Genomic DNA, 22471 nt, shown 5'->3' with positions numbered 1-22471 from the left:
GCCAGGTCTGCCGTCTACTCGTCGATCAGTCGATCGGTGAGCGGCCACGACCCGTCGTTACGGACACCGTCGGCCAGGACCAGTCGCACCTGGCTCTCGGGAAAGTCCGCCAGCACCGCGTCGTCGAGTCCGAAGGAAAGCGCCATGTCGTCCTCCCGGGTGGGCCCATGGCGGGGCGAGTCGGTCCATTCTACGGGTGGATCGGCGGCCACCGGCGCCATCGACGCCGACGGCGGTGCCGTCCGGGCGAGCGCTTGGAGCAGGCGCTGGTGCGCCCCGGCTTCGGTACCGAGCGTCATCAGCTCGTGGACGAGGAGTTGGATCATGCGGGCACCTGCCGACCGTCACGGCGCATAACTTGGCCGAGAACCTCATGCAGATCGGCTTCTACCAGGTCCAGCAGGTCGCCGCCGAACACGCACAGCGACAGCTCCCACGGGTGGCCGAAGGTACCGAACCGGAAGTTCTCGGCGAGGTAGATGTAGTAGTCGCCGTCGGGGTACGGCGAGAGCGGCCAGCCGGGCTGGCGCGGCGGATCGATGTTCTCGGGTCCGACAAGGCTCGGCCAGACCCGGTAGCACGGGTGCTGCCAGTCCAAACACAGGATCGAGCCCGTGCCCACAAGCGCGGTGAGCCCAGCGTGTACCACCTCGGTCAGGCGATCCAGCCGGGTGCAGCCGGGATCGTCGCCGAGGCCGCTCAGACTCCAGGTGACCGATGGAGTCGGCTCGGTGATCGCCGGGAAACGGCGCATGCTGGGTCGGAAGTCGAACGTTGCGTAGAAGCGGTCCCAGACCGCCACGTCGTCGCCGCCCAACTCCCGATACGCCCTCGTCGCCATTGGTTGCTCACACTCGAATCGGGCGGTGGTAGTAGTCGGCGTACGAGGACGCCTGTTTCTCCACCGAGAAGTCGGCGAAGTCCCCTGCGGCCTCACTACGGTGGAGGTGATCCAGCGCCTGCGCGGCGTCGTCGGAACCCTCCGTGAGCAGGTATGCCTTAGTCTCGGTCAGCCCGCCGCCGCACAGCAACTGGACGTCAATCGAGCAAAACGCGTCCCAACTTGACGACTTCGCCCGCCAGATCGTCAGAACGTCGCTCATCACGCCGGCATGGAACAGCTGGACGCAGCAGAGCTTCATCACCTCCGTGTCGCCGTAACCCTGGCTCTGCCCTTCAAGCCGAGTCTGGGCCATGAGCAGGTCACGAACCTGATCGTGGTGTTCCACGACTGGATGCAGGCCGTAGCGGTGCAGAATCTCATCCTCGTCCACTGTCACCAGCTCCCCTTCAGCTGCCCGGTAGGAACTCGCGAACCACCTCAATCAGCCCAACAATGAGGCTTATTCAGCGAGCATTCGGTAGAAGTCTAGGCCGATGACGCAAGAGATGGTTTCGGTGAAAGTTTTCAGCGGCCTCCGGTAGTCGGTATGCATGATCCGCCAGGTTTTGAAGTTCGCGATCACCTGCTCGATGATCCACCGAATTCGGTTAACCTGCCGATTGTATTCTTTCTGCCAGTTCTTAAGTTCGTCGCCCTGTGGCTTCTTGTATGGGGTGATCATGTCGTTGCCGACGTACCCCTTGTCGCCCATCCAGTTCGCCGGATCGAGGGTGACGAGCACTCCCGATTCGTTGATCGAGTAAGAGTCGTGACGGTTTCCGGTGACGGGATCGGAGATCCAGGCCAGTCCGCCGTCGAGGGTGCAGCACACCTGCACGCTCATTCCGGCGGTCTTGTGTTTGCCCGAGAACAGCGCCCTGCAGGACCGCCACGACCAGCACGGCAGCAGGGTGCCGTCCACGACGTATCGCACGTCGGGACTGCGGTCGTCGGCGGTGGGCACGAACTCGGCCAACGCCTGATTAATCAACGGGGTGACGGCAGTGATCGCCCGGGAAATCGTCGATTGAGAGACGTCGGCAGACTCGGCAATCTCGGCCTGGACCCGGTTTCTGCGCATGTAGGTCAGGGCGACAACGACAGATCGGTAAAGACCGAGAATTGGCGACCAGGGCTTCGCGCCCATATTGTCGGCCGCCGCGTTCACGAGGACGCATAGGTCACGGATCTGGCTTCGGGTGAACCCGGTGGTATGATACAAGTTCGGCGGTTCGCTTTTCGTGCGGTGTTGTGTGGAAACTCCATCCTACTAAAAGCGGACCGTCCTCTACACTCAGGGCTCCACTGTGAACATTCTAAGCCTCGCTGAATAAGCCTCACTGGCCGAATGCTTCGGGAGTTGGTCCGGCTAATCGAGAATCCGTCCTTCCGAACCGACGCCGAACACCTCCAGGCCGAATTCAACGCCACGCCCAGCGCGGTAAACGTCATCGCGGACCTGGAGCGGCTTACCCCCGTGCACCGGTCCCGCTGAAGGCCGATCAACCGTTCTTACGCTTGTGGTAGAGCACCATGGTCAGCGGTCCGAAGATCACCAAGAGCGCACCGATCGAGAGGCCAACCAAGCCGAGTTGGCCGGCGGCGACGGTTCCGTGCACCAAACCCGCGTACGGCCGTGAAGAGTTGGCTGATCGGGTTGGTGTCGACGATGGGCGTTCCAGGGAGGGCCGGGACCAGGGGTGCGCCCGCCACGACCCCAGTGCTGCGGCCCGGCATTGTCACGGCAGGCCCAAACGCTCGGCGATAGACCAAGGACGGTCTTCCAGATTCACGTAGCTGCCACCCATCAATGCCAGCGCTGGTCATGGTCGCGGCGACGACACCGTTAACCTTTTCCTGCAGCGGGTTCAGACCGTCGTAGAGGTAGGTCATGGTCGCGCCGTTGATGATGCGATCCGACCGTCGACCGTCGGTGCCGTAGCCGAAGCTGGCAGTCATTTCGGGCCGCGACAGCCCGGATAGATTACGTCGCCCCTTCCACGGGCCTCGCCCGGTTACGGCGCGCCGTCCGGCGCCGGCCCAATAAGGACGGATCCAGGCCGATCGCTTCCGGGCCCCAGCATCCGAAGGCATCGTCGACAGCAAGGTTTCTGAGATGGCCGCCCACCTACTCCAGTACCTGGCTACCGACGGCAGGGAGGGCCATGGGTACTACGGTTTCCCATCGCTGCTGCTCACCATGGCGGGCCGGCGCAGCGCGATCAGCGTGCTGCACCGGACCGACACCACCGCCCGCGCCAGGTCCTATAGACCGATCGGGCCGCGACCCCGACCGACCAAGCCAGCTATTCGGGCTCACTGGCAACAGGGATGGACCTGCCTGGCTGGACGCTGTGCCGTGTGTGGCCGTCACCATCGGAGTCACTGATGCCGATCCTGCGGTGCAGGGCACGCAAGGGTCCGGGGGCCCACCAGTTGAACCGACCGGCCAGTCGCATGAAGGCGGGCACGAGTGCCCCCCGGACCAGGAACGCATCCATGAGGATCGCCAACGCCAGGCCGACACCGATGGCCTTCAGATAGACGATGCCGGAGATAATGAACCCGAGGAAGACCACGGCCATGAGGATCGCGGCTGCGGTCACCAGACGGCCAGTCCGTTCCAGTCCACGGGCCACGGCGAGGGTGTTGTCGCCGGTGCGGTCGTACTCCTCCTTGATCCTGGAAAGAATGAACACCTCGTAGTCCATGGACAGGCCGAACGCGATGCAGAAGAGCAGGATCGGCACCGTCCAGGTGATGGTGCCCGTGGCCTCGAACTCGCCGACGATCCCCTCGAGGTGACCGTTCTGAAAACCCCAGACGAGCGCGCCGAAGGTAGCACTGAGACTCAGGCAGTTGAGCACAATGGCCTTGAGCGGAATCACCACGCTGCCGGTGAAGAGGTAAAGCACCACGAGCGAGCTGGCCGCGATGAGCGCCAGTGCCAGCGGCATCCGAGAATACAGGGAGTCGAGCGAGTCGACCAGTTCGGCCGCTGGTCCGCTCACTTGCGCCTCGTATGGCGCGGACAGTGACCGGATTTGTTTGACCAGTTGCTCACCCTCGGTCGACCTGCTGTCCACCGACGGCGTGACGGCCAGGTATACGCTGCTGTCGGTCGCGAACCGCGTCGCCTGGACGGTCGCCTCGGTCATCCGCGTACCGTCCACGAAGCTCCCGGTCACCGTGTCGACACGGGCCACGTCGGGCAGCCGCGACACGCTCGCGGCATAGCTGGTCACTGCGGATGCGCGATCGGCACTCGCCGGGGCGTCGGGCAGCACCACGTTGAGTGGCTGTGAATCCATCGATGAGAATTCCCCGCGCAGGGTTGCCCCGACCTGGCTCGCGCTGGCGTCCTGGGGCAGAACCCGCTCGTCGGCCAATCCCATCCGCAGCCCGAGGAACGGGGCGCCGAGGAAGAGCATCACGACGATGACCACAGCGGCCACCGGGATGGGAAACCGCATTACCGACGTAGCAAGTCGATGCCAGAAGCCCCGCTCGGGATCCGGTTCCCTGCGACGCGGGAAGATCTGGAACTTGTCCACGCGGGGGCCCAGCACGGCCAGCAACGCCGGCAGGGTCGTGATGGTGATCAGCGCTGCGATCAACGCCGTCGGAATACCGGCGTAGGCGAAGGAGCGTAGGAAGGCGAACGGGAAGATCAGCAGTGCGCTCAGCGAAAGGGCGACGGTGATCGCGGAGAACACCACGGTGCGTCCCGCACTGGCCAGCGTCGCCGAAATGGCCCGGTCCATCGCCGCACCCTGACGTAGCTCCTCGCGGTAGCGGGTGAGGATGAACAGGCTGTAGTCGATCGCTAGCCCCAGGCCCAGGCCGGTCGCGACGTTGGTGGCCAGCACCGAGACATCGGTGAACGTGGTCAACAGTCGGATCACCAGAAGCACCGACACGATGGTCAGGACGCTCACCAGCAGTGGAAGGAAAGCCGCCACGAGGCCCCGGAACACGAAGATGAGAATGACAAAGACGATCGGGATGGTGATTGCTTCAATCTTGATCAGGTCGCGCTCGGTGTTCTCGATGATCTCACGGTTCGCCTCGGCGGCGCCGCCGAGTTGCACCCGAAGCCCGTCCACCTCGCCGCTGTAGCGCTCGCCGAGCACCTCCATCCGACTGTTAACCTCGTCCTCGTCGCCCTCGATCCGGGCCAGAACGAGGGCTTGGTCGCCGTCCTTACTGCGCAGCGCGGCAGGGCGTTGCTGCGTCCAGTAGGACGTCGCCTCGGCGACGCCCGGCTCAGCCGCCAACCGGCTGGTCAGCTCCGTGCCGGCCCGCGTCGCAGCGGAATCGTCCACGCCCTGGTCGGCACCAACGAGCAGGATCAGGTTGGGTGCGCCGGTGCCGAACTCCCGCTGGATAAACTCGCTCGCGCGCGCGGACTCTGTCCGGGAGTCGGTGAAGCCGCCGGTGGAAAGCATCGGAATTACTCCACCACCGACCGCACCAGCAACTACGAACAGAGCGGCCGAGATATAGATAACGGCCTTTCTCTTGCTGTGAGCGAGTGCGGCGAGCGTTCTCATCCTTGCCACCTTCCAGGTCCTACGTGAAGCTTCCGCGAACATCGAGCCCCGCACCGGGCAGCGCGTATCCCATCGACCGTCAAGCCATCGGCAGCATATGATGTCCGACGCCTGCGGGACAACGCGACACCCGTCGCCGCGGCAGCCCTCGCGACGCCGCGCAGACCGCCGACGTCCAGCGACTTGCGGCTATGGGCAGAACGCCTACAACAGTTCCACGTTCGGACCCGGGCGCAGTCTGCGTCGGCAGTCCAAAACGTACCGGGAACGGCGGGCACCAGGTCGTAGTCGAAGTCATCGTGGTCGGTCAGGATGACCACCGCATCCGCCATGTCAAGCCCACCCGAACCGAACGAGACCCGCTCCACGCCTAGATCCATATTGGATAAATTCCGCCGTTGATTGCCGAGGTCGATCCGCTCCGGACTGAAACCAAGATGGAAGTCGACGCCGGCCACCAGTCCCGAGCCCCAGCCCCGTGGCGTCGGCCGTGAAGGAACCGGACGGTGAGCGGGAATCTGCCCAAGAGAAGCTAACTAACATCGATAGCATCAGGAAGTCGGCAGCACGTTGCACGGCGGCACCGCCGGAGCCAGGACGACAACGACAGCGGAGGAACGCGGATGTCTCAGCAAGCCGTTACGCGCAACCGCAGATGGTCGCTCACCGTCTCGGACAATCGCTGGTTGTTCGCAGCCTTTCTGCTCACGATGGCGGTGAGCGCCGCGCTGCTGTTCCTACCGCTGGCCGAGAGCGCCGAGAGCACCGTCGTCGGCACGCCCATGGAGGCAGGCCAGCCCGCCGGGACGGTGGAAACCACGGACCGAGAGAGCTTGCTAAAGGTCGCCGGTTGGGGTGCGGCCGCCCTGCTCCTGATCCCGGTGGCGGTAGCCGCCGCCCCGCTGGTCACGCCAAGGCGCGCGCGGCGGCCGGTGGCGATCGCCTCGGCCTCGGTGCTCGGCATCAGTGTCATCCTCGGTGCGGCCTCGGTGGGCCTTTTCTATCTGCCCAGCACGACCTTGTTGGTGGTTGGTGCGATTCGACAGCGCGGCTGAGGCATCATGTCGGCGCTATCGGACTCTTCCCTTCACCAACCTCGTTGAGCGCTGGCACGCGCGGGCCGCTATCACCTGCTGCGACCCACGGCGCGCGCGGCGCCACGCCGGGAAGGAACCGCCGGCCGAACGGGCCGCGGCGCGTCAGCGCCTCGCTGAATGTTCGCGTATCGAAGTCCTTGACTCGGCCCCCGTACGGTCGCGACCGCCGGTAGCCTCTCAACCGGAGGGGGTATCGTGGCCCAGTCACAGCAGCGCTCGCAGGCAGCTGTCGAGGGTCGGGTAGCGGAACTGAAACCCCGCCGACAGCAATCGCCCTGGCAGGACCTTCGCGCTCTGCAGCAGCAGCTCGTCGGCCACACCGGGCAGCGCGATCCGCGGCAACAGCGGAGGTACGGCAATGACCGGGCGCCGCATGATCCGCCCCAACGTCGCCGCGTACGCCGCATTCGTGATCGGGTTGGGGCTGGTGACGTTGAGCGGGCCAGCAAGCGCTGGAGTAGCGAGCGCGAACGTGATGGCGCGCGTGACGTCGTCGAGTGCCACCCAGCTTTGGTGACGCCGCCCGTGCCCGAAGCGGACCACCGGCCCGACGAGCGCGGAGCGCCGCATGGCCACCAACATGCCGGCATCGCGGGCCTGGATGACCCCGAACCGGGTCTGCACCACCCGACAACCGTGCTCTGTGGCTCGCGCCGCAGCGGCCTCCCAGTCTTGGCAGAGCCGGGCCAGGAATCCGACCCCCGGCTGACTCTCCTCGGTCAACTCTTCGTCCCCGCGATCGCCGTAGTAGCCGATCGCCGACGCGGTGACCAGGACCGGTGCCGACCGCGCCCCGGCGAGAGCCGCCACCAACAGATTGGTGCCGTCGATGCGGGAGCGATAGATCCGGTCCCGGTTCTTGGCGGTCCACAGCGTACCGATATTCGCTCCGGCCAGATGCACCACCGCGTCGAGGTCGGCGAGGTCGGCCCGGGCCAGCCGGCCCTCGGCCGGATCCCACTGGATGTCGCTGAGCTGCGTCGGCAGCCGCCGCGAGACGCGCCGGACCTCGTGGCCTTCGGCGCGGAGGTGCTCAACGAGTGCCGTGCCGACCATACCGCTGGCACCAGTGACCGCTACCCGCACCGAGCCCCCCCTCTCTGGGGACAGTCCCCCGTGTGGCGGTCATACCCCGCCGCCAAGCTTCTTGACGTTCTCGCCGACCCGAACCGCGGTTTCGACGCCGTCGTCATCGGTGAGCCCCAACGCGCTTTTTACGGCAACCAGTACAGCCTGACCATGCCCGTTTTCTCGCACTACGCCGTCGGCCTGCGGGTGCCGGAAGTCGACGGCGCGATCGACCCTGAGTCCGAAGCCCATGATCTTATCATGAGCGTCTCCGGCGGTATGTCCAAAGGCGAACGAACTCGGGTGAAAGTCCGCGTCCGCACCGCAATGACCTCCCAGGCGAAAATCGAAAGCAGGTTCCTCGGCGGACGCCCACCCCAGGGTCGGGTCGCCCGGAGGAATCTCACCTCCGGGCTCCCACGGAACGGAGCGTGACAGTCTCCCGTCACTCCGCTCGTACCACCCTGGCCGTCATCAGAGGGTTACGGGCCCAGGCCCAGTGGGCGAAGTAGCGTGGGTGCTGCGTGATGAGGCGTTCCCACACGATTCGCGCTTTGCGGCCCACAGCGAGGACAAAAGCACCGTCTACCGCGAGCTACGGCTCGCCCTCACCTACAACCCCGGCCAAAACAAAATCAGCGTCGAGGCTAAGCCCGACGCTGATTACTGTGGGGTAACTGTACGTGTCCGAGGGCAACATGAGCCGTCACCCCACCGCGATCACAATTGTCAAGACCTTGAAGCCGACCCAAGCCTAGGAACCCCGCTGACCTGCACGGCGGCATCGCACACACCGGCTCCGGCTCCGGCTCCGGCTCCGGCTCCGGCTCCGGCTCCGGCTCCGGCTCCGGCTCCGGCGGACTATCCGCCGTCCTGGTTGAACCGACCGATCCAGCGTCCACCTCATCCCACACCAACCCGCCATGGGCCTGCACGGTTTCAGCTTCGGCGAGATCACCTTCAACAACGGCCGCATTCCCGCGACCAAACCGACACCACCCGTATCGCGGCAAAAGCGTACGTCGATATGGTGCCGATCGAGGCGGTGCTCGGCTTCGCCCGCTGGATGGCGCCCTCCGCGCCGGCCGGTCCCGCCAGCAAGCCAAGCGCCCACCACGGTCCGGCGAGCGAGCCGGTGGCCTGCCGCGCGACCAGGGTAATGACGAGCCACACGCCGGCGACAACGGTGGGGACCCGAGCCGCTGAGCGGTCGCCCGGCGGCCCAGGGCGCCGAATAGCCGCAACATCGCCGGGTTCGAGGCCCCGGCGGAGGCCCGGCCGACATATCTGGACGAGGTGCTGACCGCGGATCCGTCCCGGATCCGCTACGACGTCGTGCACACCGAGGAGGGCGGCCGCTTCTACCACGCCCGCAACCGCTACCTGGTCGTCGAGGCCGGACCCGATTCGGCAACACGCCCGGCGACCACCACCACTGGGTGTCGCTGCGCCAACGGTCCCGGCTGACGCGGCACTACAACTACCTCAACGTCGAGCTGCGCAGCCTGCTCGCGGGCGTACACACACTGCAGTGAAGGGACTCGTGATGAACGCTCCGCTGCGCTTCGGGATCATTGGCTGCACGGATATCGCGCGGCGCAAGATGCTGCCGGCACTGGACGCCGAGCCGGCCACCGTGGTCACCGCAGTGGCCAGCCGCGACCTCACCAAGGCGGCCGATCTGACCGCCCGGTTCGGTGGCGAGCCGATGCAGGGCTACGACCGCCTGTTGGACCGCGACGACGTTGACGCGGTCTACCTTCCGCTGCCTGCTGTCCTGCATGCCGAGTGGATCGACCGTGCGCTGAACGCCGGCAAGCACGTGCTCGCCGAGAAACCCCTCACCACCAGCGCGACCGAGGCACGTGACCTCTACGCCCTAGCCGAGCGCCGGGGCTTCGTGTTGTTTGAGAACTTTATGTTTCTGCAGCACTCCCAGCACGCCGCCGTCGCCCGGATGCTCGCCGACGGGATCATCGGCGAGCTGCGCGGCTTCTCCGCCACCTTCACCATCCCACCCAAGCCGGCCGGCGACATCCGCTACCTGCCGTCAGTCGGCGGCGGCGTACTCGACGACGTCGGCGTCTACCCGGTGCGGGCTGCCCTGCACCACCTTCCCGGCCCGCTCACCCTGACCGGCGCCGTGCTGCGCCAGGATCCGGCGCACGGCGTGGTCATCTCCGGCAGCATCCTGCTGCACACCGGCGCCGGCATCCCGGCCCAACTGCAGTTCGGCATGGAGCACGGCTACCGCAGCGGCTACGAGCTGATCGGCAGCGCCGGGCGGATAGTGCTGGACCGCGCCTTCACCCCACCGCCCGGGGTCCAGCCGGTCGTGCGCATCCATCGGCAGGACCACTACGAGGAGGTCACCTTGCCCACCGACGATCAGTTCCGCAATGTCGTCACCCTGTTCACCGCCGCGGTCGCGGCCGGCGATCCGCTGAACGAGTTCGCCAGCACCTCGATCCGGCTGGCGGACCTGATGGACAGCGTCAAGAAGAGCGCCGACGTCCGGCTCACCACCGGCGATCCGACGGGAGTTCTGTCGTGAAGGGCATCGTCCTGGCCGGGGGCAACGGCACCCGACTGCACCCGCTCACCATCCCGATCTCCAAGCAACTGCTGCCGGTCAGCGACAAGCCGATGATCTACTACCCGATCTCGACGCTGATGGTTGCCGGGATCCACGACATCCTGGTTATCACCCGGCCCGAGGACGCCTCGATGTTCCAGGCCCTGCTCGGCGACGGGTCTCGTCTCGGGCTGAACTTCACGTACGCCACGCAGCACGAGCCCCGCGGCATCGCCGAGTCGATGATCATCGGCGCCGACCACATCGGTGACGACAGTTGCGCGCTCGTACTCGGCGACAACGTCTTCCACGGCACCCGCTTCGGCCGGATGCTGCAGAACGAGGCGCGCGACCTGGACGGCTGCGCGCTCTTCGGTTACCGGGTGCAGGACCCGGAGCGCGGTACGGGGTGGGCGTCACCGACGACACCGGCCGGCTGATCGCGATCGATGAAAAGCCGCGTCAGCAGCGGTCCAACCTGGCGATCACCGGCCTCTACCTGTACGACAACGAGGTCGTGGCGACGGGGGAAGCCGCGCGGCGGGAGTCTTCGGATCAGGCGCTGCTGGGGCGGTTGCGGGTAGCTGGGCGGCCGGAAGCGAACCAGAGGATGATGCCGATCCCCGGGGCCAGGACGACCAGCCAGATCCAGCGCTTGCGGGAGCCGGAACTCAGCTGCGCCCGGGAGATGCTGACCAGGGTGGCGCCGAAGAGAATCACGTGGATGGCCAGAATGGTGCCCCAGAAGGCGATGCCGCCGAAAGTCTGCGCGAGGTCGGGGCCGGCGAGCGGGGCGCTAGCGGCGAATGCGGTCATTTCTCGATCCTTCGTGTTCGTCGGAGCAAAGGGGAGCGGAGCGGTCGGGGGTCTGGGGCGCCGTGCCCGGGATAGGGGTCAGGCGGTGTCCCGGCGGTGGAAGGCGATCGCGCCGGCGCCGAGGGCGAGCAGGACGTAGCCGGCGACGACGGCGACGGCGCCACCCTGGGAGAGCAGGTACGGGTGGTTGCTGCCGGCCAGTTGCGGGGTGAGGTCGGGTAACAGGATCGACGCGAGGCGCAAATGCCAGACGGTGGGCAGGAAGTGGGCGAAGATCGGGGCGACCAGGACCAGCGAGCCGAGGGTGGTGAGGGTGCCGGCGGTGGAGCGGAGCAGGGCACCGAGACCCATCGCGACCAGGGTGGTGGCCATGACGACGAGGGTGGAGCAGAGGACGGTGGGGATGGCGTCGGTCCACTGCGGCCAGGGGTTGATGGGTGCGGGCCGGTCGCCGAGCAGGAGCCGGGCGTCGACGAAGGCGAACAGGACGAACACGGCACCGCTGGTCAGGCCGATGAGGCCGGCGACGGTGGCTTTGGCGCCGATCAGAGTACGGCGTTGCGGGACGGCGAGCAGGGACGGCCCCAGGGATCGGGTGCCGAATTCGCTGGTGATGAGCATGGCACCGATCGCGCCGACGAAGAACATCACGAACGGCATGGTGACCACTGTCGGGTCGGCGGTCTCGTACTTGAGTTTGTCGGCGGGGCTGGCGGCGTCGTAGGCCCCCACCAGCATGAACAGGATGAGCGCGCCGAGCAGGGACGCGGCTACCCCGCCGCCCAGGAACGCCCACGTCGATCGGAGCGTGCGGACCTTGAGGAACTCGGCGGCGACCGCGTCGCGGAAGGCGCCGGAGCGGACGGGAGCCGTCGTGTCCACCGGGGCAGCGGGGGCCGGGCGGGTCTGGACGATGGTCATCGGGTGATCCCTTCGGTGGTGGCCCGGTACTCGGCGGCCTCGTCGGTCATTCCCAGGTAGACGTCTTCGAGCGTGGCGCTGCGTGGGGTCAGGCCGTGGACCGGGATCCCGGCGGCTGCGGCGGCGTCACCGATGGCGGGGGCGTCCATGCCGACGGCGATCAGGTCGCCGTCCTCGGTGGTGGTCACGGTGGCGCCGAGGCGGGTGATCACGGCGGTGAGTTCGGCCGCCCGCGGGGTCCGTACCAGCACGTCGCGTTCGAACCGGGCTCGCATCTCCGCGACCGAGGTGTCCTCGATCAGCCGGCCCCTGCCGATGATCAGCACCCGGTCGACGGTGAGCGCCATCTCGCTCATCAGGTGGCTGGACAGCAGCACCGTGCGGCCTTCCGCGGCCAGCGACCGCAGGGTGGATCGGATCCACCGGATGCCTGCGGCGTCCAGGCCGTTGACCGGCTCGTCGAGGACCACCACGCCCGGATCGCCGAGCAGCGCGCCGGCGATACCGAGACGCTGCTTCATGCCGAGGGAGAAGCCACCGACCCGCTTGTCCGCCACATTCGACAGCCCGACCTGTTCCAGCACCGCGCTCACCCGCGCCCTACTGATGCCGTTGGATCGGGCCAGACACCCAAGATGGACTGACGCGGTCCGACCGGGGTGGGCGGCGTCGGCGTCCAGCACGGCGCCGACCTCGTGCAGCGGGTGACCGATCTCGTCGTAGCGCCGGCCACCGATCAGGGCCTGACCCGACGTCGGGCGGTGCAGGCCCAGCATCATTCGCATCGTGGTGGACTTGCCCGCCCCGTTCGGGCCGAGGAAGCCGGTCACCACGCCCGGGCGAACCTCGAAGGACAACCGGTCCACCGCCAGAGTCGATCCGTATCGTTTGGTCAGCTCTACCAGCTCGATCATGTGGTCCATGGTGTCAACGCGGGGGGTTTCGGCGCGTCTGACCGAGGTCGGAACTTCGGGTCTGACCTGGGTCATACGTCCGATCCGGACTGATCGGTATAGCGTGTCCGCGTGACCCGGCTCTTCGGATTCGAGATGCGCGGCACATTGATCGACGCCGCTGCCGCCGTCCCGCTGACGTACTTCGTCACCACCGCCACGCTGGACCCACCGGGACCGCGGATCACCGACTCGGCGGGGGTGGCGTGGCTGGCCGCCTCGGCGGCCTGTCTGCCCCTGGTTGTCCGTCGCCGATGGCCGCTTCCGGCATGGGCCGTCGCGGTCACGGCCGTCACGGTCGCCACCGCCGCCGGTGCGGCCGGGATAGGCGTCCTCTTCATGACCTGGTTGCCGATCGCGCCGATGCTGTACTCCGCGGCGGCCACGGCCCGCCGGGTGATGTCTACGGTCGCGCTGATCGGAACCGTGGCCGCCAGCGCGGTCACCATCCCGTGGCTCTACTCGCGTACCGGCACCACCCCTGCCGACGCTCCGGACAGCGAGGTGCCGCTGTGGTGGCAGGTCGAGCTGGGCGTGGTCGTCGTCAGCATGGTCACGGCCTGGGTCACCGGCCGGCTGGTCCGGTGGCGGCGGGCGATCCGCGCCGATCACGCCCGCCGGGCGGCCCGGAACGCGGTCGCGGACGAGCGGCTGCGGATCGCCCGCGAGCTGCACGACATCGTGGGCCACAGCCTGAGCCTGATCGCGGTGAAGGCGACCGTGGCCAACCACATCGCCGACGAGCGGCCGGCCGAGAGCCGGGCCGCGCTGCAGACCATCGAGAAGACCAGCCGGTCGGCGCTCACCGAGATCCGGCGGCTGCTGGATGTGCTGCGCGCCGACGACGACAAGGGCGTGGAGCTGACGCCCTCCCCCGGCGCCGCCAACCTGGCCGATCTGGTCGAGCGGCTGCAGTCGCCGCGGTTCCGGGTCGACCTGGCGGTGAGCGGCACGGAGGACCTGCCGACGGCGGTCGGGCTGACCGTCTACCGGATCGTCCAGGAGTCGCTGACCAACGTGATGAAACACGCGGAGGCGAGCCGGTGCCGGGTGACGGTGCGGGCGGCGGACGGCGTGGCGCACATCGAGGTGAGCGACAACGGCCGGGGCCGTAGGCAGGACCGGGGCCGTGCGGGGCAGGGGCTCATCGGCATGCGCGAGCGTGTGACGATGTACGGCGGCACGCTGTCCACCGAGACCCGTCCCGAGGGTGGCTTCCGCGTCACCGCCGACATCCCGTACACCACGAACGAGGAGATCGCATGACCGAGGCAGCGCCGGACGTCGCCGTGCTCCTCGCCGACGACCACGCCCTGATGCGGGAGAGTTTCCGGGCGCTGCTCGACGCCTCCCCCGGTTACACGCCGGTGGGCGAGGCGAGCAACGGCGCCGAGGCGGTCCGGATGGCCGGGCAGCTTCGGCCGGACGTGGTGCTGATGGACGTCCGGATGCCCGAGCTGGACGGCATCGAGGCGACTCGGCAGATCTGCTCGGCACCGGCGACCGCGGACGTGAAGGTGCTCATCCTGACCACCTTCGACCTGGACGAGTACGTGTACTCCGCGCTCCGGGCCGGCGCCAGTGGCTTCCTGGTCAAGGACGCCACGGCAGCAGAACTGCTCAACGGCATCCGGCTGGTGGCCGCCGGGGAGGCGCTGCTGGCCCCGCGGGTGACCCGGAGGCTGATCGCCACTTTCACCGGGCAGGGCGGGCCGGCCGCGCCGCGCGGGCTGGACATGATCACCGAACGCGAGCGTGAGGTGCTCGGCCTGATCGCCCGCGGGCTGTCGAACACCGAGATCGCCGAGCACCTGCACCTGGGCGTGGGAACGGTGAAGACGCATATCACCCGGCTGCTGAGCAAGCTGGGCGTCCGGGACCGCGCGCAGCTGGTCATCACCGCGTACGAGTCGGGACTGGTACGGCCGAGCGCCCACTGATCCGTTCGGCCACGCACGAAAGACATGGACACATACCACGTGCGGCCGGCATCCCGCGTCATCCGGCCAGACCGGGCCAGGCACAGGAGCAGATCCTTGACCTCGGTCACGGCGAAACCCTCCCGGCCGTACGCCGGGTCGGTGCAGATCAGCACCGGTTCGTCACGCGGATCGCCGGGCAGCCGGCCGTGCGACCCGCGGACCGCCCGGGCGCCGGCGTCCAGGCCTATCGCGTTCATCGTGTACCGCATCCCGGCCTTCTTGCGCAGCAGCCACCCGGGCCTTGGCCCGGAGCGGGTTCGCTGGATCGAGCAGCAGCTCCCCCGGGTCGTAGCCCGGCTTGCGGTGGATCTCCACCAGACGGGCGAAATTCGGGGCGTGCACATCGTCGAGCCAGTAGTAGTAGGTGAACCAGGCGTCCGGGTCGGCGACCAGGACCAGCTCACCCGACCGCGGATGGTCCAGCCCATACTTCGCCTTGCCCGCCGCGTCCAAGACCTCCGCCACGCCGGGCAGCGCCGCGCAGATCTCCGCACCCGGTCCACATCGGCCGCATCCCGGACGTAGACGTGCGCCACCTGGTGATCGCCGACCGCGAAGGCGCCGGACGTCCACGGGTCGAGGTACTCCATCCCGGCCTGCGTGTGCACCCGGAGCCGCCCCTCGGCGCGCAGCGCCCGGTTGACGTCGACGGGACGGCTGACGTCGGTGATGCCGTACTCGGAGAGGACCACGGCGGTCACCCCGTGCGCCGCCGCGGCGTCGAGCAGCGGCGCCAACACCCCGTCGAGCCGCCGGGCCGCCTCCCGCGCCTGGGGCGACGACGGGCCGTACCGCTGCAGGTCGTAGTCGAGATGGGGCACGTAGGCCAGGGTCAGGTCGGGGGCATGCGCTTCCAGGATCTGCTGGGTCGCCCGGCAGATCCAGTCGGACGAGGCGATCCCGGCGGCCGGGCCCCAGTAGGAGAAGAGCGGGAAGACACCCAGCCGGTCGGTCAGCTCGTCGTGCAGCTCCGGCGGATCGGTGTAGCAGTCCGGCTCCTTGCGGCCATCCGCGTGATAGACCGGCCGGGGCGTCACCCGTCCAGTCGACGTCCGCGCCCATGGCGTACCACCAGCAGACGTTGGCCACCGTGTAGCCCGGATGCGCCCGGCGCGCCGCGGTCCACAGCTTCTCGCCGCCGACCAGGCCGTTGTGCTGCCGCCAGAGCAGCACCTCGCCGAGATCCCGGAAGTACCAGCCGTTGCCCACGATCCCATGGTCGCGGGGCATCGCACCGGTCAGGAAGGTGGACTGCACCGAGCACGTGACGGCCGGCAGCACCGTGCTGAGCCGCGCCTGGAACCCGTCGCGGGCCAGGGCCGACAGCGCCGGCATGTGCTCCAGCAGGCGTGGGGTGAGCCCGACGACGTCGAGCACCAGCAGCGGTGTCACCACAGCGCGGTCACCGCGGGCAGGCCATCGGATTCCTGCAGGTCCAGGGCCCCGCCACCTCGCAGCATCCACCTCAAACGGAACTAGAACGACTGTGGGCCCGGCGCACCGGCGCCGAGCCCACATCGTCACATCGAGCATGGGATGTCGGTCAAGCGGCGATCGCAACCCCGCGGGTACCTGCCGCGCGTGCGCTGGCCCGGCCTACGCGGATGCTGGTCCCACGGATCGCCTGCGCCGTGGTTGCCGCTACGGCACCGGTCGAGGCGACCCCGGTGAGACCGCCCTCCGCGACGGCCCGCGCGAGCCGTTCGTCGGCGCGGGCTAGCCGCATCCGCAGTGCGTCCACCGTAATGCCGAGCCGGGCGGCGATCGGCTCTGGTGCCCGCCGGCCCAGCCGAACCTCGATCCACGGCTGCACGTCTGCCTCGTCGATGATCCGCAAGGTGCCGGCGCGCCGGACCAGCAGATCTGGGTGCCCGTACGGCGCCTTCGGCGTGCGGGGTCCAGCCGCCACGTGCTCGATGTCCTCGAACACACCATCACCGCGCTGGCCGACGCCCAACCAGTAGCCCATCCGCCCGCAACCGGCACACCAGACCAGACCATCATCACCGAGTGCAACGCCAAGCTAAAGCGCTACCGCGCCGCCCTCGACGCTGGCGCAGACCCGACGGTAGTTACCGCCTGGATCACCCAGACCCAGACCGACCGCGCCGAAGCAGAACTACACGCACTCGCGAGCACCACCCCACACCGGCTGACCCGAGCAGAAATCACCACCCTGGTGACCGCACTCGGGGATATCACCCCCGTGCTCCGCGACGCCGACCCAGCCGACAAGGCCAAGGTCTACCGGCAACTCGGCCTCCGGCTGAACTACCAGCCCGAAACGCAAACGGTGCGCGCTGAAGTGGATCTCAGCGCGCACCGTGGGGAAATGGTTTGTGTCCGAGGCCCAACACGAACCAAATTCCCATATCCGCCCGTCGCTGATATGGATGTCATGTTGGCGTAGCCACACGTGCCGGCCGCCAGAAAACGCAGGTTGGTGCCCCGCCGGGGCACGTCACAGAACTGCAACAGCGAAGCGTAGTCGATCGACATCTCATCGTTCAGGCGACATTCGCGCTTGCATGAACGCGCGAGGGTGCCTTGGCCGGCGATTGCTGGCCAAGGCACCCTCGCTTGCCGCAGTAGCACCGGCAGCCGGCAAGAGCGAGGTAGGGGGTTGCCCCCCGCAGCTCGGATGGGCCGGGTCAGCGAGGGACCGGGACGCCGTGACGGCGAGCGTCGTGAACCAGGGCGGGTGCTCTGCGCCGTAGGACCCCGCCAGCGGGTGTCGACCCGCCGACCTCATCGGAGGCTCGGTTGGCGCACTGGTGATAGTGCACAAGCCGCCCCGGCCCCGATTCCGGCTCTCGTTGCTCGCTGAGGTTATTCCGATCTGCGCTCCCGGGCCATCGCCCTACGCGCACGGCAACTCACCGACGCCGAGGGCGAGGCCAACGCCGCCACCGAACGCATGGCTCTTCCGATCGTCGCCCTGTTCGCCGGCTTCCTGATCTTCCTCGGATACTCGGCCGCCGCCTCGATCTGCGCGCCGGCCGCGAGGGCCCGCTCGAGCAGCAGCCGCGGGTCGTCCGAGGCGATGGTCAACACGACCGGACCGTCGCCGGCGTCGGCCGTCCGAGGCTCCTCGCCCCACTCGCTGACCGTGAGCCGGCGCCCGCCGACGGCCAGTTCGGCGTGCAGGATCCGCCCGTCGAGCAGGCACTCCTGCTCGATCGGGACGGCCTCGAAGACGTCGGTGTAGAACGCGATGACCGGGGCCGCGTCCCGGACCAGGAGGTACGGGACGGGCCGCGGAGCCGGGATGCCCATCGGAGTTGCCGCCTTCCGCTACTCGGCGATCCGGGTGCGCCCGGTCCAGCGGAACACCACGGGCGCGTCCTCGGTGACCCCGGAGGAGTCCCGCTCGAAGTGCTCGTACCCGCCGTAGTGGTGCACCTTGATCTTGTCGGCCACCGGCGAGACCCGGTGGCTGCGCAGTTCGGCCGGCAGGTTCACCGGCCCGCCCTCCAGCACCGCCTCGACGATGCCGACAGCCTCCCTGATGATCGATGGGGCCGGTACTGACCGCTCGGTCCGGTCGTCGCCGTTGACGATGGATTCTGCCGGCCCGACAGTCGGCGCGGAGTTGGAAGAATGTGTCATCGCACGACCTCCGTCGTCGTCGTTCCGCCTCGCCGTGCGCCGGTCGCTCATGCGACGCGGACTACCGAGAAAGGGCGGCACCGGCGCTCCCGGAAAGGGCTGCCCGAGGACTGGAAGATGCTTTCCCCGATCCGGCGACGACCACTTCTCACCATTGAAGGTAATCCACGTCACAATCGCCGGACACCCTTAACCACCCCCTAGTGCAGCCCCGCATAAGTTCTTGACGGGTCGTACGGGATTGGGTTGTCAGTCGTCTTCGTCGTTGAGGGGCTGATCGGCGATGCCGGTCAGGTGCAGTCGTACGGCGCAGTCGAGGGCGTCTTGTGGGCTGCCTTCGGGGTGTCCGTCGGGGAGCGGGCTGTCGGTGTAGGTGTCGGTGGCTGGGTCGTGGAGGGCGAAGCCGTAGACGTCGTCGAAGCCGAGGTATTCGAGGCGGCAGACGGGTACGCCGTCGTCTTCACTGGTCCAGGCGGTGACGTAGCCGTGGCGGCCGCGCCAGCGGATGGTGACTTCTTCCAGGCCGGGCCAGACCTGTGAGGCGTGGTGGTCGAGGTCGGCGGCGAGGTCGTCCTTGACGCGTTTGCTGGGTACGGGCACGGCGTCCAGTGTGATCAACTCCGGGCGTGTCGTCACCTGCCGACACGCCCGTGCCTGCGGCATCGTCCATGATCGTCACCTTCGTCGATCATGAAATGAGGGCTTGCCGCTGATGGCCAGGCTGCAACCTGTCGACCGGGTCCGGCTGACCCGGCGCCGCCGCAAGGCCCTGACCCGAATCGCCGGGCAGTCCAGCGCAGAGTTCCGGCAGGTCCGCCGGGCCCGGATCCTGCTCGCCGCCGCGAACCGGGTCCCGAACGCGCAGATCGCCCGGCAGGTCGGCTGCACGGTGGCCACCGTGCGTAAGACCCGCCGCGACTACCGCACCCGGGGCATGCGCGCCCTTAACGACCGGCCCCGCCCGGGACGCCCGCCGCTCTACGACATCGACGTACACCTGCTGATCATCGCGACCGCGACCAGTGAGCCACCCGACACCGACGCCCAATGGACCCACCCGCTGATCGCCGGGCACCTGCGGCAGCGGCACGGCATCGCGATCTCCGCCAGCCAGGTCGGGCGGATCCTGACCGGTGTCGACATCAAACCGCACCGAGTCCGGGGCTGACTCAACCGGCCCGACGATCCCGGCTTCTTCGCCCGTGCCGAGCAGATCTGCACTCTCTACCAGCATGTTCCCGCCGGCACGGTACTGCTCAGCGTGGACGAGAAGACCGGTATTCAGGCCAAGTCACGCCGATACCGGACCCGCCGCGCGGGGCACCGCCGCCCGGAACGCCGCGAGTTCGAGTACCGCCGACACGGCACCGTCTCACTGATGGCCGCCCTCGACGTCGCCGACGGCACCGTCCGGCCGAAGATCATCAACCGCAACAACTCCGACGCCTTCCTCGACTTCCTCACCGAGATCGACCTCGAAACCCCTGCCCACCTGCGGATTCACCTGGTCCTGGACAACGGGTCCAGTCACACCTCGAAAGCCACCCGGGCCTGGCTGGCCGCACACCCGAGGTTCAGCGTGACCTACACCCCGAAACACGCGTCCTGGCTGAACATAGTGCAACTGGTCTTCTCGATCCTGACCCGCAGGCTGCTGCGTCGCGGCGAGTTCACCTCCCGCGAGCACCTCGCCAACAAGATCCTCAAGTTCTTCACCCACTACAACCGGACCGCGAAACCCTTCCGCTGGACCTACGACGGCCGCCCCCTCAAGGCCGCATGACCCGTCAAGAACTTATGCGGGGCTGCACTAGGCCCGGCCACGGTCACGCGGCCGTACAGGCCCGGGCGGGCTCACTCCCAGCGGAAGAAGCGGGTGGCCAGCACGCTGCCGAGCACGGCGGTGACCGCCAGGGCGAGCAGCTGCGGCAGCGCCGGACTCTCGCCCGCCCACGTGGCGGCGAGCGTGTCGACGGTGGCGCCGAGCGGCGAGTAGTCGCCGATGCGGGCCAGCACGGTCGGCATCTGGTCGCGGGGCAGCCAGGCACCGGCGAGGAAGAGCAGCGGGAAGAACAGCGCCGGCCCGATCGACTGGGCTGCCCGCGCAGACGGGGCGAGCGCGGCGATGAGCAGGCCGAGAGCGAACAGGCAGGCCACACCGAGCAGGAACGCCAGCACGAACGCCGGCACGTTGGCCGGGGCCGGCTGGTCCAGCAGGAACCGTACGCCGATCGCGGTGACGACCGCGCCGGCCACCCCCATCGCCAGGTTAACCACCACCTGGGCGATGAGCAGCAGGGCGGGGTGGACCGGGGTGGTGGCGAGCCGGCGCAGCACCCCCCGCTCCCGGTAGATGCCCAGCGCCATGGGCAGGGTGAACAGCGCGAGCATTCCGATGGTGAGGGCCAACGCCAGGGCCGGCAGGAAGGTCAGCTCGGTGTGCTGACCGCCGTCGTCGGCGGTCGCGCCGCGTTGGGGCAGGCCGAAGACGAGCATCAGACCCAGCGGCAGGGCGAAGACGAAGAACAGCGACACCGGCTCGCGCAGGAACAGCTTGGCCTCGACGGCGACGAGCTTGGACAGGGCGTTCACGAGGACCTCTCGTCGGTCGTCGGCGGGGTGGTGGTCCGGGTGGCCCGGCCGGTCAGCGAGACGAAGGCGTCGTCCAGGGTGGGCTGCTCGACGCGGAGCGCGGCGTACCGGACCTTCCGCGCCACGTCCGGGCCGGCGGCCCGCAGCGTCCCGGGATCGGACTCATCCCACAACGCCGCCACCGCGACCACCCCCGCCGCGCGGGCGCTGGCCAGGTCGGCCGGCGCGTCACCGACCATGAGCGCGTCGGCGGGATCGGTGTCCAACAACTCCAGCGCCCGCAGGACGATGTCCGGGGCCGGCTTCGGCCGGCTCACCTCGTCCGCGCCGACCACATGGTCCAACAGGGGCAGCAGGCCCCACCAACTCCACGACGTGCCGGGCCCGCGCGCCACTGCGGCCGGTGGCGACCGCCAGCCCGACGCCGCGCCGGCGCAGCTGCCGGAGCAGGTCCGCGGCACCGGGCAGCGGCACGACCCGGTGCGCGAGCCGGTTGCTCTCCCGGACGAACGGGTCCGCCATCGCCGCCGGCAGGCCCATTATCCGCAGCACCTCCGGCAGGTAACGGCCGTGATGGCGGCAGTACTCGTCGACCGGCGCGACGCCGTCGCCGACCACCTCGGCGTACGCCAGGGCGAACGCCTCCCGGGCCACGGCCAGGCTGTCGACCAGCACACCGTCGAGGTCGAACACGACCGCCCGGACGGCACCGGGCACGGGCCGTCCCGTCGTCGCGCGGAACACCGGCGCCACCTCCTCGACCGCGGGCGCGACGGCGGCGCGCACCGGTAGGGGTGGCCGGCCGGACAGGCAATCAACACTCGATCTGCCCTACCCCGGCGGGCCAGCTCCATCAGAATCAGTCCCGCTTCGATGGTCTTTCCCAGACCAACATCATCGGCAACCAGCAGCCGAGCCTTTGGCTGTCTTACCGCTGCCAGCACGGGAACAAGCTGGTAGGGCTCCACGTCGATACGGCCGTGCTCCACCGCGAGCAAGTCCGACCGGCCGTGCGCCATCGTCAGGGCCAGCGCGTTGTGAAGTTCAGACAGACGTACAGGGTTACCGACCTCGAACCGCAGTTCCGTGGCGGGCTCCGCACGCAGACTCGGCTCCAGGCCCGCAACGACGGTAAGGCGGCGGGGTCCCGGTCGTTCATCGGCCCGCCGGAAATCGAGAAGTGCCTCGGAGCCGGCACCCTTGACGCCCTCCACCTCCCACAGGCGGTCTCGCAGCCGTACCCGCATCCCTCGCTCGAACATGTCCCACAACCCCTCGCCGTGACCGGCTAACGAGCGAACACTACTTATATACTGCAACGGCGGGTCGTGACTTATGGTGGTTTGGCTTGTTCCTGGCGTGTTCGGCGGAAGTCGGACCAGTGCAGGATGTGGCCGGTTCGGTGGCGGATGGCCAGGACGA

General features: G+C 68.3%; 22 protein-coding genes and 6 pseudogenes. 11 read left to right on the top strand and 17 right to left on the bottom strand.

Annotated elements, in window-relative coordinates; genetic code table 11:
• Nucleotides 1–14: 14 nt before the first annotated feature.
• From T398_RS22130 to T398_RS22115, 4 genes are all read right to left on the bottom strand, one after another.
• Complete coding sequence (locus T398_RS22130) at nucleotides 15–326, bottom strand: hypothetical protein (protein ID WP_496449643.1); 312 nt, start codon at nucleotides 324–326, stop codon at nucleotides 15–17.
• Entirely contained in the window at nucleotides 323–817 is a 495-nt protein-coding gene (locus T398_RS22125) for a DUF2716 domain-containing protein (RefSeq protein WP_496449642.1), read from the bottom strand. The genes T398_RS22130 and T398_RS22125 overlap by 4 nt, the downstream gene beginning before the upstream one ends.
• A gap of 31 nt (nucleotides 818–848) precedes the next feature.
• Complete coding sequence (locus tag T398_RS22120; RefSeq protein WP_496449640.1) at nucleotides 849–1274, bottom strand: hypothetical protein; 426 nt, start codon at nucleotides 1272–1274, stop codon at nucleotides 849–851.
• A gap of 69 nt (nucleotides 1275–1343) precedes the next feature.
• Nucleotides 1344–2051: a transposase family protein gene (locus T398_RS22115; protein WP_496449638.1), complete on the bottom strand. Its 708-nt coding sequence runs from the start codon at nucleotides 2049–2051 to the stop codon at nucleotides 1344–1346.
• 180 nt (nucleotides 2052–2231) lie between these two features.
• Here T398_RS22115 and T398_RS22110 point away from each other — a divergent pair, with 180 nt between their 5' ends.
• Nucleotides 2232–2378 carry a hypothetical protein gene (locus tag T398_RS22110; RefSeq protein ID WP_496449636.1) on the top strand — a complete coding sequence of 49 codons (147 nt, stop codon included), beginning with the start codon at nucleotides 2232–2234 and terminating at the stop codon, nucleotides 2376–2378.
• An 811-nt stretch (nucleotides 2379–3189) separates the two neighbouring features.
• Here the strand turns inward: T398_RS22110 and T398_RS22105 are convergent.
• A complete protein-coding gene (locus tag T398_RS22105; protein WP_496449675.1) occupies nucleotides 3190–5331 on the bottom strand; it encodes an MMPL family transporter in 2142 nt (713 codons plus the stop codon).
• Between the two features lie 791 nt (nucleotides 5332–6122).
• Here T398_RS22105 and T398_RS22100 point away from each other — a divergent pair.
• Nucleotides 6123–6491, top strand: a complete 369-nt coding sequence (locus T398_RS22100) for a hypothetical protein (RefSeq protein ID WP_496449634.1) — start codon at nucleotides 6123–6125, stop codon at nucleotides 6489–6491.
• Nucleotides 6492–6737: 246 nt separating this feature from the next.
• Here T398_RS22100 and T398_RS22095 read toward each other — a convergent pair whose 3' ends face one another.
• The 3 genes and pseudogenes from T398_RS22095 to T398_RS22085 form a co-directional block, all read right to left on the bottom strand.
• Complete coding sequence (locus T398_RS22095; protein ID WP_496449633.1) at nucleotides 6738–7619, bottom strand: TIGR01777 family oxidoreductase; 882 nt, start codon at nucleotides 7617–7619, stop codon at nucleotides 6738–6740.
• Between the two features lie 39 nt (nucleotides 7620–7658).
• Nucleotides 7659–7853, bottom strand: coding sequence for a hypothetical protein (locus tag T398_RS22090; protein WP_496449631.1), 195 nt, complete (start codon nucleotides 7851–7853; stop codon nucleotides 7659–7661).
• 774 nt (nucleotides 7854–8627) lie between these two features.
• Nucleotides 8628–8863 (bottom strand): annotated as a pseudogene (locus T398_RS22085) (DUF6297 family protein); the annotation flags it as partial.
• A gap of 34 nt (nucleotides 8864–8897) precedes the next feature.
• Here T398_RS22085 and T398_RS22080 point away from each other — a divergent pair.
• From T398_RS22080 to T398_RS22070, 3 genes and pseudogenes are all read left to right on the top strand, one after another.
• Nucleotides 8898–9068, top strand: a complete 171-nt coding sequence (locus tag T398_RS22080; RefSeq protein ID WP_496449629.1) for an NDP-hexose 2,3-dehydratase family protein — start codon at nucleotides 8898–8900, stop codon at nucleotides 9066–9068.
• A 64-nt stretch (nucleotides 9069–9132) separates the two neighbouring features.
• Nucleotides 9133–10155, top strand: coding sequence for a Gfo/Idh/MocA family protein (locus T398_RS22075; RefSeq protein ID WP_496449628.1), 1023 nt, complete (start codon nucleotides 9133–9135; stop codon nucleotides 10153–10155).
• Nucleotides 10152–10696: pseudogene (locus T398_RS22070) on the top strand (sugar nucleotidyltransferase); the annotation flags it as partial. The gene T398_RS22075 and the pseudogene T398_RS22070, both read left to right, overlap by 4 nt.
• A gap of 35 nt (nucleotides 10697–10731) precedes the next feature.
• Here the strand turns inward: T398_RS22070 and T398_RS22065 are convergent.
• The 3 genes from T398_RS22065 to T398_RS22055 all read right to left on the bottom strand — a co-directional run bounded on the left by T398_RS22065 (nucleotide 10732) and on the right by T398_RS22055 (nucleotide 12827).
• Complete coding sequence (locus tag T398_RS22065; protein WP_496449673.1) at nucleotides 10732–10992, bottom strand: hypothetical protein; 261 nt, start codon at nucleotides 10990–10992, stop codon at nucleotides 10732–10734.
• A 78-nt stretch (nucleotides 10993–11070) separates the two neighbouring features.
• Nucleotides 11071–11913: an ABC transporter permease gene (locus T398_RS22060; RefSeq protein ID WP_496449627.1), complete on the bottom strand. Its 843-nt coding sequence runs from the start codon at nucleotides 11911–11913 to the stop codon at nucleotides 11071–11073.
• Nucleotides 11910–12827 carry an ABC transporter ATP-binding protein gene (locus T398_RS22055; RefSeq protein ID WP_496449625.1) on the bottom strand — a complete coding sequence of 306 codons (918 nt, stop codon included), beginning with the start codon at nucleotides 12825–12827 and terminating at the stop codon, nucleotides 11910–11912. Before T398_RS22055 ends, T398_RS22060 begins: the two co-directional genes overlap by 4 nt.
• Before the next feature lie 111 nt (nucleotides 12828–12938).
• Between T398_RS22055 and T398_RS22050 the strand changes: the two genes are divergently transcribed.
• Nucleotides 12939–14132, top strand: a complete 1194-nt coding sequence (locus T398_RS22050) for a sensor histidine kinase (protein WP_496449624.1) — start codon at nucleotides 12939–12941, stop codon at nucleotides 14130–14132.
• Nucleotides 14129–14806: a response regulator gene (locus T398_RS22045; protein ID WP_496449672.1), complete on the top strand. Its 678-nt coding sequence runs from the start codon at nucleotides 14129–14131 to the stop codon at nucleotides 14804–14806. Before T398_RS22050 ends, T398_RS22045 begins: the two co-directional genes overlap by 4 nt.
• Before the next feature lie 74 nt (nucleotides 14807–14880).
• On the opposite strand, the pseudogene T398_RS22040 reads toward T398_RS22045, so the two are convergent.
• Together T398_RS22040 and T398_RS22035 are read right to left on the bottom strand one after the other, a co-directional pair.
• Nucleotides 14881–16243: pseudogene (locus T398_RS22040) on the bottom strand (alkaline phosphatase family protein); the annotation flags it as partial.
• 148 nt (nucleotides 16244–16391) lie between these two features.
• The gene (locus T398_RS22035; protein WP_496449623.1) at nucleotides 16392–16778 is read right to left on the bottom strand and encodes a hypothetical protein; all 387 of its coding nucleotides are present in this window, start codon (nucleotides 16776–16778) and stop codon (nucleotides 16392–16394) included.
• On the opposite strand from T398_RS22035, the gene T398_RS22030 reads away from it, so the two are divergent.
• Nucleotides 16758–17258, top strand: a complete 501-nt coding sequence (locus T398_RS22030; RefSeq protein ID WP_496449621.1) for a hypothetical protein — start codon at nucleotides 16758–16760, stop codon at nucleotides 17256–17258. The genes T398_RS22035 and T398_RS22030 overlap by 21 nt on opposite strands.
• 423 nt (nucleotides 17259–17681) lie before the next feature.
• Nucleotides 17682–17837: pseudogene (locus tag T398_RS22025) on the top strand (type II secretion system F family protein); the annotation flags it as partial.
• A gap of 305 nt (nucleotides 17838–18142) precedes the next feature.
• Here T398_RS22025 and T398_RS22020 read toward each other — a convergent pair.
• Nucleotides 18143–18457: a DUF5988 family protein gene (locus T398_RS22020; RefSeq protein ID WP_496449619.1), complete on the bottom strand. Its 315-nt coding sequence runs from the start codon at nucleotides 18455–18457 to the stop codon at nucleotides 18143–18145.
• A gap of 249 nt (nucleotides 18458–18706) precedes the next feature.
• Nucleotides 18707–19093 (bottom strand): hypothetical protein, encoded by a 387-nt coding sequence (locus tag T398_RS22015; RefSeq protein ID WP_496449618.1) that lies wholly within the window; start codon nucleotides 19091–19093, stop codon nucleotides 18707–18709.
• 76 nt (nucleotides 19094–19169) lie between these two features.
• Between T398_RS22015 and T398_RS22010 the strand changes: the two genes are divergently transcribed.
• Both T398_RS22010 and T398_RS22005 read left to right on the top strand, forming a co-directional pair.
• Nucleotides 19170–19625 carry a helix-turn-helix domain-containing protein gene (locus T398_RS22010; RefSeq protein WP_496449616.1) on the top strand — a complete coding sequence of 152 codons (456 nt, stop codon included), beginning with the start codon at nucleotides 19170–19172 and terminating at the stop codon, nucleotides 19623–19625.
• 27 nt (nucleotides 19626–19652) lie between these two features.
• A pseudogene (locus T398_RS22005) lies at nucleotides 19653–20240 on the top strand (IS630 family transposase); the annotation flags it as partial.
• Between the two features lie 71 nt (nucleotides 20241–20311).
• Here the strand turns inward: T398_RS22005 and T398_RS22000 are convergent.
• Together T398_RS22000 and T398_RS21995 are read right to left on the bottom strand one after the other, a co-directional pair.
• Nucleotides 20312–21049, bottom strand: a complete 738-nt coding sequence (locus T398_RS22000; protein WP_496449614.1) for an ABC transporter permease — start codon at nucleotides 21047–21049, stop codon at nucleotides 20312–20314.
• Between the two features lie 122 nt (nucleotides 21050–21171).
• Nucleotides 21172–21793: pseudogene (locus T398_RS21995) on the bottom strand (HAD-IA family hydrolase); the annotation flags it as partial.
• Nucleotides 21794–22471 lie beyond the last annotated feature (678 nt).

This window comes from Salinispora goodfellowii, assembly GCF_059570675.1.
Note: the sequence above shows the minus strand (reverse complement) of the source record. Positions and strands in the feature narration are given on the sequence as shown.